The sequence below is a fragment of the Streptomyces sp. NPDC002671 genome, from assembly GCF_053592475.1.
The window spans coordinates 146,948-162,670 of the sequence record NZ_JBSFVU010000023.1; the positions used below are offsets into that span (position 1 = coordinate 146,948).

Sequence of the window (15,723 nt, forward strand, 5' to 3'; positions counted from 1 at the left end):
CCTGCGGCGGGGACGCCGGTCAGCCCTGGGCGGCTTCGGCCCGCAGGGCGACGCGGTCCTCGCCCGCGTACACGTTCATCGAGCTGCCCCGCAGGAAGCCCACCAGGGTCAGACCCGTCTCGGCGGCCAGGTCCACGGCGAGGGACGACGGCGCCGACACCGCCGCGAGCACCGGAATGCCCGCCATCACCGCCTTCTGCACCAGCTCGAACGAAGCCCGGCCGGACACCAGCAGGATGGACCGCGACAGCGGCAGCTCCCCGTTCTGCAGGGCTCGCCCCACGAGCTTGTCGACCGCGTTGTGCCGGCCCACGTCCTCCCGTATGTCCAGCAGCTCCCCGTCCTCGGTGAACAGGGCCGCCGCGTGCAGGCCGCCCGTGCGGTCGAACACCCGCTGGGCCTCCCGCAGCTGGTCCGGCAGGCCGGCCAGCAGCTCCGGCGTGACCCGGACCGGGGGAGTGTCGGCGATGGGCCAGCGGGCCGTCGTCCGCACCGCGTCCAGGCTGGCCTTGCCGCACAGCCCGCAGGACGAGGAGGTGTAGACGTTCCGCTCCAGCGTGAAGTCCGGCAGGACGACACCCGGGGCGGTCTTCACGTCGACCACGTTGTAGGTGTTCGAACCGTCTACAGTCGCCCCGGCACAGTAGACAATGTTCTGCACATCGGATGCAGCGGCCAGGACGCCTTCGCTCACCAGGAAACCGGCCGCCAGCGCGAAGTCGTCACCGGGCGTGCGCATGGTGATCGCGAGGGGCTTGCCGTCGAGCCGGATCTCCAGGGGCTCCTCGGCGACGAGGGTGTCCGGCCGGGTGGAGACCGCCCCGTCCCGGATGCGGAGGACCTTGCGTCGTTCCGTGACTCGTCCCATGTCCTGATCAGCCCCGGTTCTGTACGTGCTGGCAGCCGAAACGGCCCTTGATGCAGAGAGTGCCGTGGGTCACCGGACTGTCTGGCGCAGAGGTGACCTTCGCGACCTATTGTCCTGCACATCGATGGAGAAACCGACCCGGCAGTGGCATGACCTGAGGGAAGCCGACAATCGCAGGGTTCGATTCCTGTGGCTTCACCTGCCCTCGTACCCGTGAGTCACCGAACAGACTGGGGCGTCCCGCTACCCACGGCAACGAGGGAATACGCCTATGAACGGATCGCGCATCACGGCGATCGGTCACTACCAGCCCGCCCGGGTGCTCACCAATGAGGACCTGGCCGGCATGGTGGACACCAGTGACGAGTGGATCCGCAGCCGGGTGGGCATCCGCACGCGGCACATCGCGGGCCCCGACGAACCCGTCGACGAACTCGCCGCGCACGCCGCCGCCAAGGCCCTCGCCGCCGCCGGGCTCACCGCGGACGACATCGACCTGGTGCTGGTCGCCACCTCCACCGCGATCGACCGCTCCCCGAACACCGCCGCCCGGGTCGCGGCCCGGCTCGGCATCCCGCAGCCCGCCGCCATGGACGTCAACGTCGTCTGCGCCGGGTTCACGCATGCCCTCGCCACCGCCGACCACACCGTCCGGGCCGGTGCGGCCACCCGGGCCCTCGTCATCGGCGCCGACAAGATGTCCGAGATCACCGACTGGAGCGACCGCACCACCTGCGTCCTGGTCGGCGACGGGGCCGGGGCCGCTGTGGTCGAGGCCTGCGCGCCGGGGGAGGAGCCCGGGATCGGGCCGGTGCTGTGGGGTTCGGTGCCGGAGATGGGGCACGCCGTGCGGATCGAGGGCACCCCGCCCCGGTTCGCGCAGGAGGGGCAGAGCGTCTACCGCTGGGCCACCACCCGGCTGCCGGCCATCGCCCGCCGCGCCTGCGAGAAGGCCGGCATCGAGCCCGCCGACCTCGCCGCGGTCGTCCTGCACCAGGCCAACCTGCGCATCATCGAGCCCCTCGCCGAGAAGCTCGGCGCCGTCAACGCTGTGGTCGCGCGCGATGTCACCGAATCCGGTAACACCTCCGCCGCCAGCATCCCGCTCGCCCTGTCCAAGCTGATCGAGCGGGGCGCGGTGCGCTCCGGCGACTCGGCGCTGCTGTTCGGCTTCGGCGGGAACCTGTCGTACGCCGGACAGGTCGTCCGCTGCCCCTGAGATGCCCCTGGTGTGAGGCGCCCGAGCGCGGCGCTCGCCGGTACCGTGCGCCGTAGGTTGTGGACGAAAGACAATCCATGGCGGGCGGTCCACTGTGTACTGCATACCGTGCACGGTGTACGGCAGCCCGCCCAGGAGGGGGACCGCGATGTTGTCGACCGGACTGCCGCAGGGGTCCGTGCCCAAGCTGGAGCGCCCCGGCCCGCTGCGTGACCGTGTCTACGAGGCGCTGCTGGAACTCATCACCACCCACGCCCTGCAGCCCGGCCAGCATCTCGTGGAGAGCGAACTCGCCGCCCACCTCGGCGTCTCCCGGCAGCCGGTGCGTGAGGCGCTGCAGCGGCTGAACACCGAGGGCTGGGTCGAACTGCGGCCCGCCCAGGGCGCGTTCGTGCACGAGCCGACCGAGGAGGAGGCCGACCAGCTGCTGGCGGTCCGTACGCTGCTGGAGGCGGAGGCCACCCGCCTGGCCGTCGCCAACGCCGACCGAGCGGGCATCGACGCGCTCCGGGACATCGTGGAGCAGGGGCGTGCGTGCGACGCCGCCGACGACGTCGCCCGGGCCGTGGCCCTCAACGCGGCCTTCCACGCCAAGATCATGGAACTGGCCGGCAACGTGGTCCTCGCAGGACTCGCCGCACAGGTCGACCGCAGGGTCCGCTGGTACCACACCCCGGTGGCCGGCCTGCGCGGCGACACCTCGTGGACGGAGCACCAGGAGCTGATCGACGCGATCATCGACGGGGACGAGCAGCGCGCCTCCCGCCTGATGCGCGAACACACCGAGCACACCCGCCACTCCTACCACCGGCGCAACAGCGCCTGACTCCCAGGTGCCTCAGGCCGCGGTCGGCTGCTCCGCGCCCACCTGCGTCGAGTAATGGCGCGACTCCAGCGCCAGCATGACCACCAACACGGCCACCAGGAGCAGGAGTTCGGCGTACGCCGGAAGTCGGACGGCGACAGGGGCGGTCGCGAGGGCGAGCGGGGCCGTGCCCGCGCGGTGGCGAACGGGCCGCAGCCCCATGACCGTTCGGAAGGCCGCGTCGCCCGCCAGGAACAGGGCCACCCCGCCCGCCAGCACCAACGCCGCTCCCCAGTGCGGGTGTTCGTCCAGGTGCCCCATGGTCTTCTTGACCCCTGTCGCCAGGTAGGCGACGCCCAGGAGCATCGGCAGGAACGCGTAGTAGTAGGCGTTCATCGCCAGCCGCCAGCGCTGCGGGGCCGGTGTGGCACGGAACGCGGCCTCCGCGGCCTCCTCGTCGCGAACGAAGTACGTCCACCACAGCGCGACCGCGAGAGCGAGCGCCAGGAACGCGCCCCCGAACAGGCCCGGCGTGAGCGGCAGATCACCGATGCCGACACCGATGGAGATCACGGACTCGCCGAACGCGATGATCAGCAGCAGTCCGTGGCGCTCCACGAAGTGCGCCGGGTCCAGGCTGCCCAGCTGCACCCGCATCGTCGCCGCGCTGCGCCCGTCCCGGCGGCCGGGCCCGTGCTCCGCGACGTACGGCGTCACGAACTGCAGAGCGAGCGCAAGCAGCCACAGGCCGTCAGCCGCAAGGCCGTGGACCAGGCCCGCACCGGTCACCGACAGGGCGGCCAGGCCGTTGGAGGCGCCGTACCAGACGGAGTCCCAGCCGTGGCTGCGCGTGTACAGCGCCGTGTGCACGACGACCACCAGGAGGAAGCCGAGGCCGAAGACCACGCCGGTGTCGTCGAAGACCCGCGGGATCGCCAGCGCGCACACCAGGAACGCGGCCATGCCGAGCATCAGCAGCAGCCGCCGGGACGGCCGGTCGGGCGGCACCTGATTGGTGAGGTACGCGTAGGCGCCGTACATCCAGAACAGCACGACCAGGATCAGCGCCCCCCGGGCGGCCGTTGCGAACGACAGGTCGTGCGCGAGCAGCACCGTCAGCTGGGTGAGCGTGAAGACGAAGACCAGGTCGAAGAAGAGCTCGAGACTGGTGACCCGGCGCCCCGGTTCCTCGGCGTCCGGGTACGACGGTGTGGCGTCCATACGGTGTTCCCCCTCCGATGATCGGTGAGCAGATCGTAGAGAGAGGGGGAGCCGCATGTGTATGCAGGATCCTGTCTTCAGGATGCGACCGTCCGGTCACTGTTCGTGCAGGCCGGCCGCCGCCCTCGGCAGGCGGATACGCAGGTGAAACGCACTCCGAAAGCTTGGTATTGTTGTCCATGTCGCCGCGGGGAACAGCCCCGGTAAGGCGGCAGACACCTAGTCCGGGTGGCGGAATGGCAGACGCGCTAGCTTGAGGTGCTAGTGCCCTTTATCGGGCGTGGGGGTTCAAGTCCCCCCTCGGACACAACGATTGACGATACGGAGACGAGGGCCTCGACCTTACGGTCGCGGTCCTCGTTGCGTTTTCGTAGGCGATTTCGATCCCGAGGGCTTCGTAGAGCGGGCCTTTCGTGTTTGCGTCCGCTGCATGGATGCGCCGTGCAATGCCTCCAAGGCTCTCAGTGAACTCTCGGATCTGTTGCGCGTCGAGTGGGGATTCCTTCTTGCGAGTGACGGTGGGGAGCGCGTCCAGCTTCGTCCGTGCTGCCTCCTTGTCTTTCTGCGCGTCGTTGATCCACTGGGTGACGACTGCTGGGTCGGCTCCGGCTTCGAGGGCGGCCTGGTAGCGGGCGAGCCGGCGCTCGCAGTCCTTGATCGTCTGGCGTGCTTGGGCCTGCTCGGGTGTCTGCGTTTCTTGGGTGCTTGCTGCGGCGTTTGCGTGGGTGAGGGCTTCGAGGGTGGTGGTGAGCCGGTCGGGGGCGAAGGCCCTGGCGATCCACTGGTCGAGGGCCCGGCAGACGACGTCTTCGCGCAGGTAGACGGTGCGTGGGTGGGTGAGGCCGGGGTAGAGGGCCTGTTCCTGGTCCTTGAATTCGCAGCGGTAGTAGACGCTGTTGTGGATGGTGGCGGGCTGCATCTTGCGCCCGCACAGGCTGCACCGGAGGCGTCCGCGCAAGACGTAGGGGCGTGCGCCTTGCTTTCCGGTACGTTCCTGCTTGGCCTGGGTACGGGCCCGCTGTCTGCGGACGGTTTCGGCGGCCTCGAAGAGGTCCGGGCTGATGATGGCTTCGTGGGCGGGTTCGTTGGAGCGGATCCAGTCCGTGGCGGGGTTGTGGGTCATTGTGTGTGCCGAGAATCACGTCCGTGCAGGTCAAGCGGCGTGATGGTATTCGTGGATCACTCCGCCGAGGCGGTCGTGGCGGCGTATGTCGAGGCGGGCGATCTTCCTGGGGTCGGTGATGGTTTCGGGGAGTGCACGCAGCGGCGCGGCTGCCTGCAGGGAGCGGTGGGTGCGGTGCTCGTTGTAGAACCGCTCATACTCTCGAAGGGCATGGCGCAGGTGGTGAGCGTTCCAGACGAGGGTGCGGTCGAGGAGCTCGCGGCGGAGGCTGAGCACCCATCTCTCCATGATCGAGTTCATCCTTGGCATGCGAACGCCGGTGAACACGCTCTGGATGCCGGCGTCGGCGAGGATCTCGTCGATCAGGGCGGGATACTTCGCGTCACGGTCGCGGATCAGGTAGGCGGCGTGCGCGCCCACGTCCTCAAGGTCCATGACGAGGTTCTTGACCGCCTGGGTCACCCAGCCCGCGGTGGGGTGCGCGGTGGTGCCCAGAACACGGATGCGGCGGGTTGCGTGCTCGATGACGGCCAGGATGTACTGCCGCTGCCCGGTCAGGGTGATGGTTTCGATGAAGTCGATGGCCAGCAGGGCGTCGGCCTGGGAGCGCAGGAAGCCGGCCCAGGTGGTGGCGGTCCGTTCCGGCGCCGGGTCGACGCCCTCGGCCTTGAGGATCTCCCAGACGGTGGACGGGGCGATGGTGATGCCGAGTACGGCGAGTTCCCCGTGGATACGGCGGTAGCCCCAGCCGCTGTTCTCGCGGGCTAGACGCAGGACCAGCGCCCGGATCGAGCGGACGGTGCGGGGTCGTCCGGGCTGCTTGGGGCGGCAGATGCGGGCGTGCCGCCGCTTCACCAGGTTGTGGTGCCACCGCAGCACCGTGTCCGGACGTACCGGAAGCCGGAGACGACGCAGTACCTGGCGCGGCAACGGTGCCAGGAGCGCGGCGAGGAAGGCCCGGTCCTCGGGGGCAAACTTCACCTTTTTCGAGCCGAGTTGCCGTTCAAGGACCCTGATCTGGTGGCGTAGGGCCAGGATCTCGGCGTCCTTGGCACGGTCGCTCTTCGGGAGCAGCCAGAGCGCGGCGAAGGCATTCGACACGGTCAGATAGGCGAGACGCAGGAGCACGAGTGGTCATCATGCCGTGGCAACTCGCAGCGATCACAAGCGGGATGACCTGCGCGGACGAGATTCTCGGCACGCACAGAGCTCGGGCCGGCAGAAGCTCACCGCCTGGGCACCCTCACCGCCGACCTCGTCGCCTCCTTCGCTGCCGACCGGCTCGACAAGGCAGAGCTCGTACCGGCGGAGGCCCGCACCACAGTGCTGCGCGCACAGATCAACGCCTTCATCAACCGCCACCTCGGCGACCCCGATCTCCGGCCGGCCGCCATCGCCGCCCATCACCACATCTCCCTGCGCTCCCTCCACGCTCTGTTCCAGCAGGAACCGGCCACCGTCGCAGCGACGATCCGCCACCGGCGCCTGGAACGCTGCCGCGCCGACCTTGCCGACCCCAGGATGCGCAACCAGCCGATCGCCGCTCTTGCCGCCCGCTGGGGACTGCTCATACCGGCCGAGTTCAGCCGGGCATTCAAGGCCGCGTACGCAATGAGCCCGGGCGAGTACCGCGCCGAGGCGATCCGCCTTCAACAATCCGCACAGAACAACAACCCACCGTGCACGCACCCACAAGCCGAATCACCGCACCGACGGCACGATGAAAGCTCCCGGTCCCAGGCAACTGCCGAGCAACCGGAACCAGCGCCGACGCCGCCCGTACCCGGCCCGTGAACCACATCCGCCTGGGCACAGCCCCCCACAGAGAGGAAGGAAATGCGTTGAAATCCAGCCTTCGAAGGACGGCCACCGCCACGGTACTCGCGATCACCATGGCCCTCGGCATCGGTGGGACCGCCGAAGCCGCACCCGCGTCCGTACCCACCACTCAGATCACCACGGCATCGGCCGCCCAGGCGGCGACATGGCGTTGGTACGGCGTGGGCCAGTACGACGTACGGACCTGCCAGGTTCTCGGCGCGTACTACGTAGGCACTGGCCAGGCGCGCACCTTCCAGTGCATTCCGACGGGAATCTTCACCCGTTACCTCGTCGTACTCATCTGGTACTAGGGGGAATAACCGTGTACTTCGGCGACTGGGAGGAACAGCGGGCATACGACCAGGGGCGTCAGGACGAGCGCGACCGGATCCGGCGCTCGATCGATGGCGACGATGACGGCGGGTGCTTCAGCCTGATCATCATCTGCGTCATCATCTACGTGATCGTCAAGGCGTGCTCGGGCTGACGTCAGGGTTGCCGACTCTTCGCGCGCGGCGGCCTCATCGATTGTCCGGGACGGTTACACCGACCCGCCTTGCCAAGCTCACCGTACGACAGAGATACGTCGTGCGGCCCACGCCGAGTTCACGCGGCGGGGCGTGCGGGGTGACCGTGTCGAGGGGCACCAGCTGCGAGGCGTTGGGGTGGCAGGTGTCCCGGTGCCCGCTCAGAACAGCGCGAGGCCCTCGCCGTCGGTGTCCGCGATGACCGGCCGGAACTGGGCAGGGAGGTCGTCCAAGCGGTCAGGACCGGCCGCGGCGGCCACGGCAGGGGCTGTCTCGGCCAACCAGACGCGAAACCGCTCGGCGGCTTCGCGGTAGGGGACCTGCGCCAGGACGCGGTGCTCGCCGGAGGGGCAGCAGTCGACGGCGACAGTGAGCAGGCAGGAACGGGGCGCGTTCTGGCTGCCCGTCCAGGACACGCGCAGGACACCGCAGGGCTTGCGTCCGCGGGGGGCGCGGTGGGTCGGGCGCAGCGACCGGCAGGCTATGTGGGCGGTCCATGCGGCGAGGTGCGGCAGGGGCAGGGTGGTGCGTGCGCGGCAGCCGGGGCAGCGGTGCCAGTGGCGGAGCCAGTCGTCGGTGTCGGTGTGGAAGAGGCGTGTGTAGCGGTTCGCCACGCGGATGTCGTTGCTGTACAGGTGGTCGGGGCGTTCTTGTGTGTTGCAGGACTGGCAGACGGGGGCGCGGACGTAGCCGTGTTCGTGGCAGTGGTCGAGGACTGCGGCGGGTGCGGTGCGGCAGACGGCGCACGCCCACCCGGCCACCTTGCGGGAGGTACCGGGCTTCCTGCTGAGCACCGAGTACAGCTGGCCTTTCAGCTCTTCGTTGTACGGGCGCAGTGAGGGGGTGGGGTCCTCGGGGTTCGTCGTCTGCCGACCGTCGGCGTCTCGGGCCTGCCGAGGGTGGGAGGGCGGCTCGGCGGCGGCTGCGCCTGCCTGGCGGGTCCGCGCGGCTTGCAGCCACTGCGCTTCGGAGTGCTCGGCCGTGTCGAGCAGCCTGACCACGGCGCGCGGCAGCCACCACGTCCGCTGCGTCCGGTCGCGGGTCTGCTCCACGAGCACCTGTCGCCAGTCGATCCCCGCCAGATGGTACGGCCGGCCGGCTTCACGTCGTGCTGCCCGCTCGGGGCAGCCCGGCTCCTGCAGTTCCCCCGTGATGCGCCGGCGCCAACGCAGCGGTGTTTCCTCGTCGCACCCCTGCCTCGGCGCCCCGCGAAACGGACCGACGCGGACCAGGTCGCGCCGATCCATCCCGACCGCGTTCAGTTCCGCGGCTGCCCGGCGAACCTCGACCTCCGGAACACTCCACTGACCGTCGCTCGCCCTCACCGTCGCCACCGCGCGGCCGCCGAGCAGGACGTACCCCACCCAGGCACGGGCAGGAGAGCAGGTGAACGCCCCAGAAGCCGTCGGCACAGCGCTGCCGACCGTCAGATCGACCCACAGAGCGTCCGCGGCACCCAGGGTGATCAGGCCGTCCGCACGGCCGGGCATGACACGCTCCGACATACCGACAGGCTAGCGGCCTGCAACGCGGCAACGGGTCTCCAAGGGCCTCGGTCCCCGCAGACCGTCGTCCCCGCTCCGAACACGCGAGATCCCCGCCGTCCGACAAGGACTGGCAGGGCCCTCGGGGGCGTACGAGCGTCAGACACGGCAGCTGTAGTCGGCGGCGGTGGCTGGTCCTGGAGAGCGTGTCGGCGCCGGTGGCAGGCTTGCGCGACGGCTTGGTGATGCCGGCGCCAAGCCATCCGGTGCAGGACGTGTTCCGCTTCCCGGACGGGTGGTGTCAGCACGAACGCCCGCAGGACCCGCACGGTTTCGAGGCAGGTCAGCGGGTAAGGCGGGCCGGTCCGGCAGGGGCAGCGCTGGTCGTGGCAGCGACGGTGAGGGCAAGGACGGCGGCGGCGATCAGGGAGAACAGTGACCAGCGCATACAGGAGTTCCAGCAGGTCACCTGGCCTTCGTCCAGGCCGGTGAAGGTCTTGCCGAGCTGGAAGGTTTCCTCGATCCGCCATCTGCGGCAGATCACCTCCACGAGCTGGGCGAGGGCGACGGGCCCAGGTGCCCAGCAGCTGAAGAAGGAGACTTCGCCGGTGTATCGGTGCCGGCGGGCGACCAGGACGCTGACGCCGTCGGGGTGTTTGTCGAGGGTGTCGTCCGCGCGGACGTCCGCCCGGACCCAGTCGTACTCGCGGGTTCCCTCGGTGCCGTGTCCGGTCCGCATGCGCATCCACTGGCCGGCCGCACCTTGTTGATCAGTTGCCGGACCTTCCACCGGCGGCCTGCTCCGTCCGTGACCGGGCGGGCGTGGGACACGCCGACTGTGTAGCCCAGCCCGAACTCCCAGAGATCTCTTCGGAGTACACCTCGTCGCCGGTGAACCACCATCGACCGCAGGCGGCGCGACGCGGAGCTGACCGACCGCATCAAGGAGATTCACACCGATTCCGGCGGGATCTACGGCTCCCCGCGCGTGCACGCGGTGCTCAACCCGAAGTACTTCGGCCGCCGGGGCGGTGCGACCTGGCTCAACCTGATCAACGAGCAGGCGGCAGGGCGCCGGGAACGCGCGATCGCTTGGGGAGAACCGAGCTTTCTCGCCACGGAGTTGGCGCTCCAGCACTGTGATCTGATGGCGTAGGGCGAAGATTTCCGCGTCTTTGTACCGGTCGCTCGGCCACTGGCCACCGGCGGCCGTCTTAGTAGCTCCCCGCTGACCCGTTGCCCACCCTCAGCCTCCTGAGGCAGCGGTGACGTGACTGACCGCCCGGGGAAGCGACTCGGTCAAGCAGCTGCTTCCCCGGATCGGATCTGAATCGGTCCGGGCGCCTACGTCACTGCGGTGAGCGCGGAGTACAGGGCATAAAGCACCGCGGGAAGAGCGCCCACGAGCCCCGTTAGAGCTGCGATCACCAAGGGCAGCCGCTTGTTGGACCTCAACGATTTGACGAGGTAGCCAACCAATACGAAATAGGCCAGAGTCACCACGACTCCAGCCAGCAGCACAGGTGGACTGATTGATTGCATGACAGCGCTCGATCTCCCTATGACTTTGCCCAGTCCGGATCTGTGGCGCGCACCGACAAGCGGACCTTCAGAGGCCCTTGGCAGGGGCCAGTCCACTCGCGGCACGGCGGCACTGGGGTGACGGTAACTCAAAGAGGGCGCAGTAAGCCAGAGTTGGGAAAGGGAGCAGATTGAGCCTCGGTCGCCGCTCCGGGCCGCCGGGGGCCCGGGATGCCACTCCCGGGGCCCCGGCTCAGCGCAGCCCCGGACTGGGCAAGTCGCAGAGCGCGGTCCCCCGATGCTGGCAGCCGCCGATAAACGATCCATATACGTCTGCTAAACGAGTTGATACGCTGACGGGAGGGGAGGCAGCGATGGATGGCGTACCACGGATTCCGGAGCAGCGTTTGACCGCGCCTCCTGACGAACTGCCGCGTTTCAGCGTACTGGGACCTGTGCGTGCCTGGCGCGGGGCGGAGCAACTCCCCACCGGTTCCCCCCAGCAACGCGCCTTGCTGGCCGCTCTGCTCCTCCGTGAAGGCCGTACTGCCACCGCGGAGGAGCTGATCGACGCCCTGTGGGGCGAGGACCGACCGTCGCAGGGTTTGGCCGCTGTACGGACGTACGCCTCTCGCTTGCGCAAAGTCCTGGACCCGGGCGTTCTGGTGAGCGAGTCGGGCGGCTATGCGATCCGTGGCCTGCGTGAGGGCTCGCTGGACCTGGCAGTGGCTCAGGATCTGGCGGCCGAGGCGGAAAAGGCGCGAAGCGCCGGAGACCTATGCCATGCGCGGGAGCTGCTGGGTCGGGCGCTGGCGCTGTGGGACGGCGAGCCGCTGACCGGCGTACCGGGCCCGTATGCGGAGACACAGCGAGTCCGCCTGGAGGAGTGGCGCCTCCGACTCCTCGAATCCCGCGTTGACATGGACCTGGAGCAGGGCTGCCATGCGGAGGTGGTGTCGGAACTGACGGCGCTGACGGCCGCGCATCCGCTGCGGGAGCGGTTGCGCGAGCTGCTGATGCTGGCACTGTACCGTTCCGGCCGCCAGGCAGAGGCACTGGCCGTGTACGCGGACACGCGGCGCCTGCTGGCGGAGGAGCTGGGCGTGGACCCGCGTCCCGGCCTTCGCGAACTCCAGCAGCGGATTCTGCAAGCGGACCCCGGATTGGCGGAGCCGTCGGGGCCGGTGGCGGAACCGGCGGTCGTAACGGAACGTCCCGCGCAGCTGCCCGCGACGGTTCCGGATTTCACCGGCCGCACTGCCTTCGTCGCCGAGCTGAGCGAAATCCTGAACGCCGCCTCGGGAGCGGAGAGCCGGGCGATGGCGGTTTCGGCACTGGCCGGGATCGGAGGCATCGGTAAGACGACACTTGCCGTGCACGTAGCCCACCAGGCGCGATTCGCCTTCCCCGACGGTCAGTTGTACGTGGACCTGCAGGGCTCGGGGGCACGGGCAGCGGAGCCGGAGACGGTGCTGGGGGCTTTCCTGAGGGCGTTGGGCAAGGCGGACTCGGCGATCCCGGACTCGCTGGAGGAACGGGCGGCGCTGTACCGCTCCGTCCTGGACGGTCGCCGGGTCCTGGTCCTGCTGGACAATGCGCGGGACGCGGCGCAGGTGCGGCCCCTGTTGCCGGGGACGGCAGGCTGCGCGGCACTGGTGACGTCCCGCGTCCGCATGGTGGATCTGGCCGGTGCGTACCTGATGGACCTGGATGTGATGTCGCCGGACGAGGCGTTGTCGCTCTTCACGAAGATCGTGGGCGAGGAGCGCGTGGCCGGCGAGCGCGAGGCCGCCCTGGACGTGGTCGCGGCCTGCGGTTTTCTCCCGCTGGCGATCCGCATCGCGGCGTCACGCCTGGCGGCCCGCCGCACCTGGACGGTCTCGGTCCTCGCGGCCAAGCTCGCGGACGAACGCCGCCGTCTGGACGAGCTCCAGGCCGGTGACCTCGCGGTGAAGGCAACCTTCGAACTGGGCTACGGCCAGCTGGAACCGGCCCAGGCCCGGGCCTTCCGCCTGCTGGGTCTGGCTGACGGACCGGATCTCTCTCTGGCGGCGGCTGCGGCGGTCCTCGACCTTCCCGTGGAGGAGACGGAAGACCTGTTGGAGTCCCTGGTCGACGCGTCACTTCTGGAGTCTGCGGCGCCTGGGCGGTATCGGTACCACGATTTGGTGCGTCTCTATGCGCGTGCGTGCGCGGAGCGCGACGAGTGGCCACCGAGCGAGCGGGATGCGGCTGTGTCCCGATTGCTGGACTTCTATCTGGCCACCGCGGCCGAGGTGTACGCGATGGAGCGACCGCGGGACCATCTCGTGGACCACTTGGAGACGACCGAGTGTCCCGGGCTGACGTTTGCCGATCGTGGTTTCGCTCAGGACTGGCTCTACACCGAAGCGAACTGCCTGCTTTCCTGTGCTCGCCAGTCCGGGGGGCGTTCGGGTACTCTCAGACGCGCCATGGACCTGCTGTTGGCCGTGCTCGACCTGTCGGAGTCCGGGGCCAACACCAGGGAGTACGAGGACACGGTAAAGGTCATACTGGAAGCTGCCGTGACCACGGGGGACGTGCGGACCGAGGCACGAGCGCGGGGAATCTTCGCCAAACTGCACCTTTTCATGGGCCGTTTCCAGGAAGCGGACCGAGAAGCAAGCGAGGCGGTGCGGCTCAGCAGAGCGACGGGTGACTCCTGGACCACTGCCGATGCCCTCAACAGCAGCGGGGCCATCGCGCTCTACCAGAATCGGCACGAAGACGGAGAACAGCATCTCTCCGAGGCCATCGAGCACTTCCGCGCTCTGGGCGACTCCCCCGGAGAGGCCGGAGCCTTGTGCAACTTGTCGCGGAATTACCTTGCGACCGGTCGCACGACGAGTGCCGTCGCGCTGGCGCAGCGAGGCATCGACATCTATGACTCCATGGGCAATTCCCTGCGTGGCGCCAACGGCCGTTACGCGCTTGCCCTGGCTCTCACCCAGAGCGGCGAGCTGAGCTCCGCGGCTCGCCACCTCCAGGAGGCCCTGAGGGTGTTCCGCGACAGCCGTCAGCGCCTGTGGGAGGGAATGACGCTCTTCCGCCTGGCCGAGGTCGACCTCGCTGCACGCCGTTCGGCGCAGGCCGCCGGCAACGCAGAGTTGGCCCTGACGATTTTGAGCGGCATCGGCGGGGAATGGCGGCGCGGCAACATCCTCAATGTGCTCGGGCGCGCCCTTCACGGGATCGGTCAGCACGACCGGGCTCAGGCGTGCTGGCGCGAGGCCCTCTACATCTACGAGGGGTTGGGCTCGTCTGAAGCCGAGTCGCTTCGCGCACTGCTCGGCAGCAACGTCCAACAGGCGTACAGCGTGGCTTGATGGAATCGGAGTACAGAGCAGGACACCGCGCCTGCCGAAAACCTCATCCGCCCAGGTCCGGCGGCGTGTCGGTGTTCGTGGAAGATGCGGCCGAGGCGGTCGCGTTTTCGTATGTTGAGGCGGGTGATCTGTTCCGGATCTGTCCTCGGCGTCGGTGGCGGCCGGGTTGGGCGGGTGTTGGCGATGCTTTGGTGGGGGCGGTGCGAGTTGTAGAAGTCCTCGAACTCGCGTAGGGCGTGGAGCAGATGCCGCTGGTTCCAGATCAGGGTGCGGTCCAGAAGCTCGCGCCGACAGGTCTGCACCCATCTCTCCATGATGGAGTTCATGCGGGGCACGCGGACTTTGGTGAGCACGACATCGACACCGGCGTTCATGAGGACGGCGTCGAACAGGGCGGGAACTTCCCGTCCCGGTCCCGGATCAGGAACCTGGCCCGGCAGCCGGCATCTTCGAGGTCCATGACGAGATTCTTCGCGGTTTGCGTGACCCATGTGGCGGTGGGGTGAGCGGTGGTGCCGAGGGTCCTGACTGCCGCGCACCTGCGCGGCGGCCAGGGCGGGTCGCGTGACGTATTCCTTCGTCTCAGGTCAGTGTGCGGATCAACCGTTCAACCCAACCGTATGGCGATCCTCGGGCAACGTCCCCCGATTCACCGCTCGCACTGTTCGCTTCAAAGTCCGCTTCTGGCTGGAATTGTGCTCTTTCGTTACTGAGAATGCTTGCTCACCCTGTGGCCAGGGCGATGGCGATTTGGCGGGGCAAGAGTCCGAGGGGGAGCCGCGATGGTCGAGCCGATCTACGTACCGATCCTGCCGACTCGACCGTGCGCGTGGACCGCGTACGCGGCGCTGGATCCCCGATCACGGAGACGGACAGCACCCCTGCGGGCGATCGTCCCGCGGTCGGGGCCGGAGCGGCCCCGAGGGGAGCGGGCCGTCCCGGATCCCGGCGACGATGGGATCGTGTTGGACCGTTTGGCTTACCCCGCGCGTCGACCGGCTCATCGAAGCCATGGACTGAATGCCGGGATGGATCGATGCCGTCCATGTCGAGGGGCGGATCCGAGGTTCCGCCGTCGCCCTGTGGCGGCTGGCGACCAGGAGCGGCCTGCGGCTGGTCACGGGTCCGGAACGCGACGAGAACCTCCAGCGCTACACCGCCGACCTCGCGTTCCTCAGCGGCCGGGGACTCGGCATACGGTTGCTCGTCGACGAGCGACCGGACGAGCGCTGCTCGGCCGGACTGCCGGGGATGGTCGACCGCCTTTGCCTGGTGCCGTCGCGGACCGACCTCATCCTGGACATGGGCGCGGTCCCGGAAGGCGACGAGAGTGCCGAGAACGCCATCGCCGCGCTCGATGTGCTGGGCACCGTGCTGCCCTCTATCAAACACTGCGCAGGGAACGGCCCTCGTTCCCCCGGACGGTCGTGTATGGCGACTACTCCGTGGAGCACGCCTTCAGTGCCGACATCCCTTCCCGCAAGGACGGGCACGGTCCGCCATGGGGCTTGCTGCGCTACACCACACCGGACAGCTTCCTCATCGCCCGTGCGCCTGCGCGGGGCAGCGAGCGCGCCGACAGGGTTCGTGCCATGGCCCGTTGGATCAAGGAGTCCGGGGAGGTCCGCGGCGCCGACTACGGCGAGGGTGAACGCTGGCTGCACGAGTGCGCGGCAGGAGAGGGGGCAAAGAGATCCGGAACCCCGGAGACATTGGCGTCGCTTCTTCGAGTGCACACGGTCGACCTAGAGTTGGTCTCATGAGCCGTTGGCAGGAGTTGACCGGGG

At 68.9% G+C, this 15,723-nt stretch carries 13 protein-coding genes, 1 tRNA gene and 3 pseudogenes; 9 read left to right on the forward strand and 8 right to left on the reverse strand.

What is annotated here, in order from left to right; all coding sequences use genetic code 11:
• Positions 1 to 19: 19 nt before the first annotated feature.
• Together fdhD and ACWD35_RS31155 are read right to left on the reverse strand one after the other, a co-directional pair.
• The gene (fdhD, locus tag ACWD35_RS31150; protein ID WP_451354674.1) at positions 20 to 868 is read right to left on the reverse strand and encodes a formate dehydrogenase accessory sulfurtransferase FdhD; all 849 of its coding nucleotides are present in this window, start codon (positions 866 to 868) and stop codon (positions 20 to 22) included.
• Positions 869 to 875: 7 nt separating this feature from the next.
• A pseudogene (locus ACWD35_RS31155) lies at positions 876 to 991 on the reverse strand (2Fe-2S iron-sulfur cluster-binding protein); the annotation flags it as partial.
• 148 nt (positions 992 to 1,139) lie between these two features.
• Between ACWD35_RS31155 and ACWD35_RS31160 the strand changes: the two are divergent.
• Positions 1,140 to 2,087 carry a beta-ketoacyl-ACP synthase III gene (locus tag ACWD35_RS31160; RefSeq protein WP_451354675.1) on the forward strand — a complete coding sequence of 316 codons (948 nt, stop codon included), beginning with the start codon at positions 1,140 to 1,142 and terminating at the stop codon, positions 2,085 to 2,087.
• Positions 2,088 to 2,235: 148 nt separating this feature from the next.
• Entirely contained in the window at positions 2,236 to 2,913 is a 678-nt protein-coding gene (locus ACWD35_RS31165) for a GntR family transcriptional regulator (protein ID WP_451354676.1), read from the forward strand.
• A 12-nt stretch (positions 2,914 to 2,925) separates the two neighbouring features.
• On the opposite strand, the gene ACWD35_RS31170 is transcribed toward ACWD35_RS31165, so the two are convergent.
• Positions 2,926 to 4,113, reverse strand: a complete 1,188-nt coding sequence (locus tag ACWD35_RS31170; RefSeq protein ID WP_451354677.1) for a low temperature requirement protein A — start codon at positions 4,111 to 4,113, stop codon at positions 2,926 to 2,928.
• 222 nt (positions 4,114 to 4,335) lie between these two features.
• Between ACWD35_RS31170 and ACWD35_RS31175 the strand changes: the two genes are divergently transcribed.
• A tRNA-Leu gene (locus ACWD35_RS31175) sits at positions 4,336 to 4,420 on the forward strand.
• Here ACWD35_RS31175 and ACWD35_RS31180 read toward each other — a convergent pair.
• Positions 4,385 to 5,236: a zinc ribbon domain-containing protein gene (locus tag ACWD35_RS31180; protein ID WP_451354678.1), complete on the reverse strand. Its 852-nt coding sequence runs from the start codon at positions 5,234 to 5,236 to the stop codon at positions 4,385 to 4,387. The genes ACWD35_RS31175 and ACWD35_RS31180 overlap by 36 nt on opposite strands.
• 30 nt (positions 5,237 to 5,266) lie before the next feature.
• Complete coding sequence (locus ACWD35_RS31185; RefSeq protein WP_451354679.1) at positions 5,267 to 6,364, reverse strand: integrase core domain-containing protein; 1,098 nt, start codon at positions 6,362 to 6,364, stop codon at positions 5,267 to 5,269.
• Between the two features lie 195 nt (positions 6,365 to 6,559).
• Here ACWD35_RS31185 and ACWD35_RS31190 point away from each other — a divergent pair, with 195 nt between their 5' ends.
• The 3 genes from ACWD35_RS31190 to ACWD35_RS31200 are packed head-to-tail and all read left to right on the forward strand — an operon-like array spanning position 6,560 to position 7,544.
• The gene (locus tag ACWD35_RS31190; protein ID WP_451354680.1) at positions 6,560 to 7,030 is read left to right on the forward strand and encodes a helix-turn-helix domain-containing protein; all 471 of its coding nucleotides are present in this window, start codon (positions 6,560 to 6,562) and stop codon (positions 7,028 to 7,030) included.
• A gap of 47 nt (positions 7,031 to 7,077) precedes the next feature.
• Entirely contained in the window at positions 7,078 to 7,368 is a 291-nt protein-coding gene (locus tag ACWD35_RS31195; RefSeq protein WP_451354681.1) for a hypothetical protein, read from the forward strand.
• Between the two features lie 11 nt (positions 7,369 to 7,379).
• Positions 7,380 to 7,544, forward strand: coding sequence for a hypothetical protein (locus ACWD35_RS31200; protein WP_451354682.1), 165 nt, complete (start codon positions 7,380 to 7,382; stop codon positions 7,542 to 7,544).
• 201 nt (positions 7,545 to 7,745) lie between these two features.
• Here the strand turns inward: ACWD35_RS31200 and ACWD35_RS31205 are convergent, their stop codons facing one another.
• A complete protein-coding gene (locus tag ACWD35_RS31205) occupies positions 7,746 to 9,089 on the reverse strand; it encodes an endonuclease domain-containing protein (protein WP_451354683.1) in 1,344 nt (447 codons plus the stop codon).
• A 167-nt stretch (positions 9,090 to 9,256) separates the two neighbouring features.
• Positions 9,257 to 9,967: pseudogene (locus ACWD35_RS31210) on the reverse strand (IS701 family transposase); the annotation flags it as partial.
• 2 nt (positions 9,968 to 9,969) lie between these two features.
• Between ACWD35_RS31210 and ACWD35_RS31215 the strand changes: the two are divergent.
• A pseudogene (locus ACWD35_RS31215) lies at positions 9,970 to 10,161 on the forward strand (IS3 family transposase); the annotation flags it as partial.
• 802 nt (positions 10,162 to 10,963) lie between these two features.
• A complete protein-coding gene (locus ACWD35_RS31220) occupies positions 10,964 to 13,936 on the forward strand; it encodes a BTAD domain-containing putative transcriptional regulator (protein WP_451354684.1) in 2,973 nt (990 codons plus the stop codon).
• Here the strand turns inward: ACWD35_RS31220 and ACWD35_RS31225 are convergent.
• A complete protein-coding gene (locus tag ACWD35_RS31225) occupies positions 13,852 to 14,427 on the reverse strand; it encodes an integrase core domain-containing protein (protein WP_451354685.1) in 576 nt (191 codons plus the stop codon). The two genes, ACWD35_RS31220 and ACWD35_RS31225, sit on opposite strands and share 85 nt — an antisense overlap.
• 537 nt (positions 14,428 to 14,964) lie before the next feature.
• Here ACWD35_RS31225 and ACWD35_RS31230 point away from each other — a divergent pair.
• The gene (locus ACWD35_RS31230) at positions 14,965 to 15,699 is read left to right on the forward strand and encodes a beta family protein (protein ID WP_451354690.1); all 735 of its coding nucleotides are present in this window, start codon (positions 14,965 to 14,967) and stop codon (positions 15,697 to 15,699) included.
• The last annotated feature ends 24 nt before the right edge of the window (positions 15,700 to 15,723 follow it).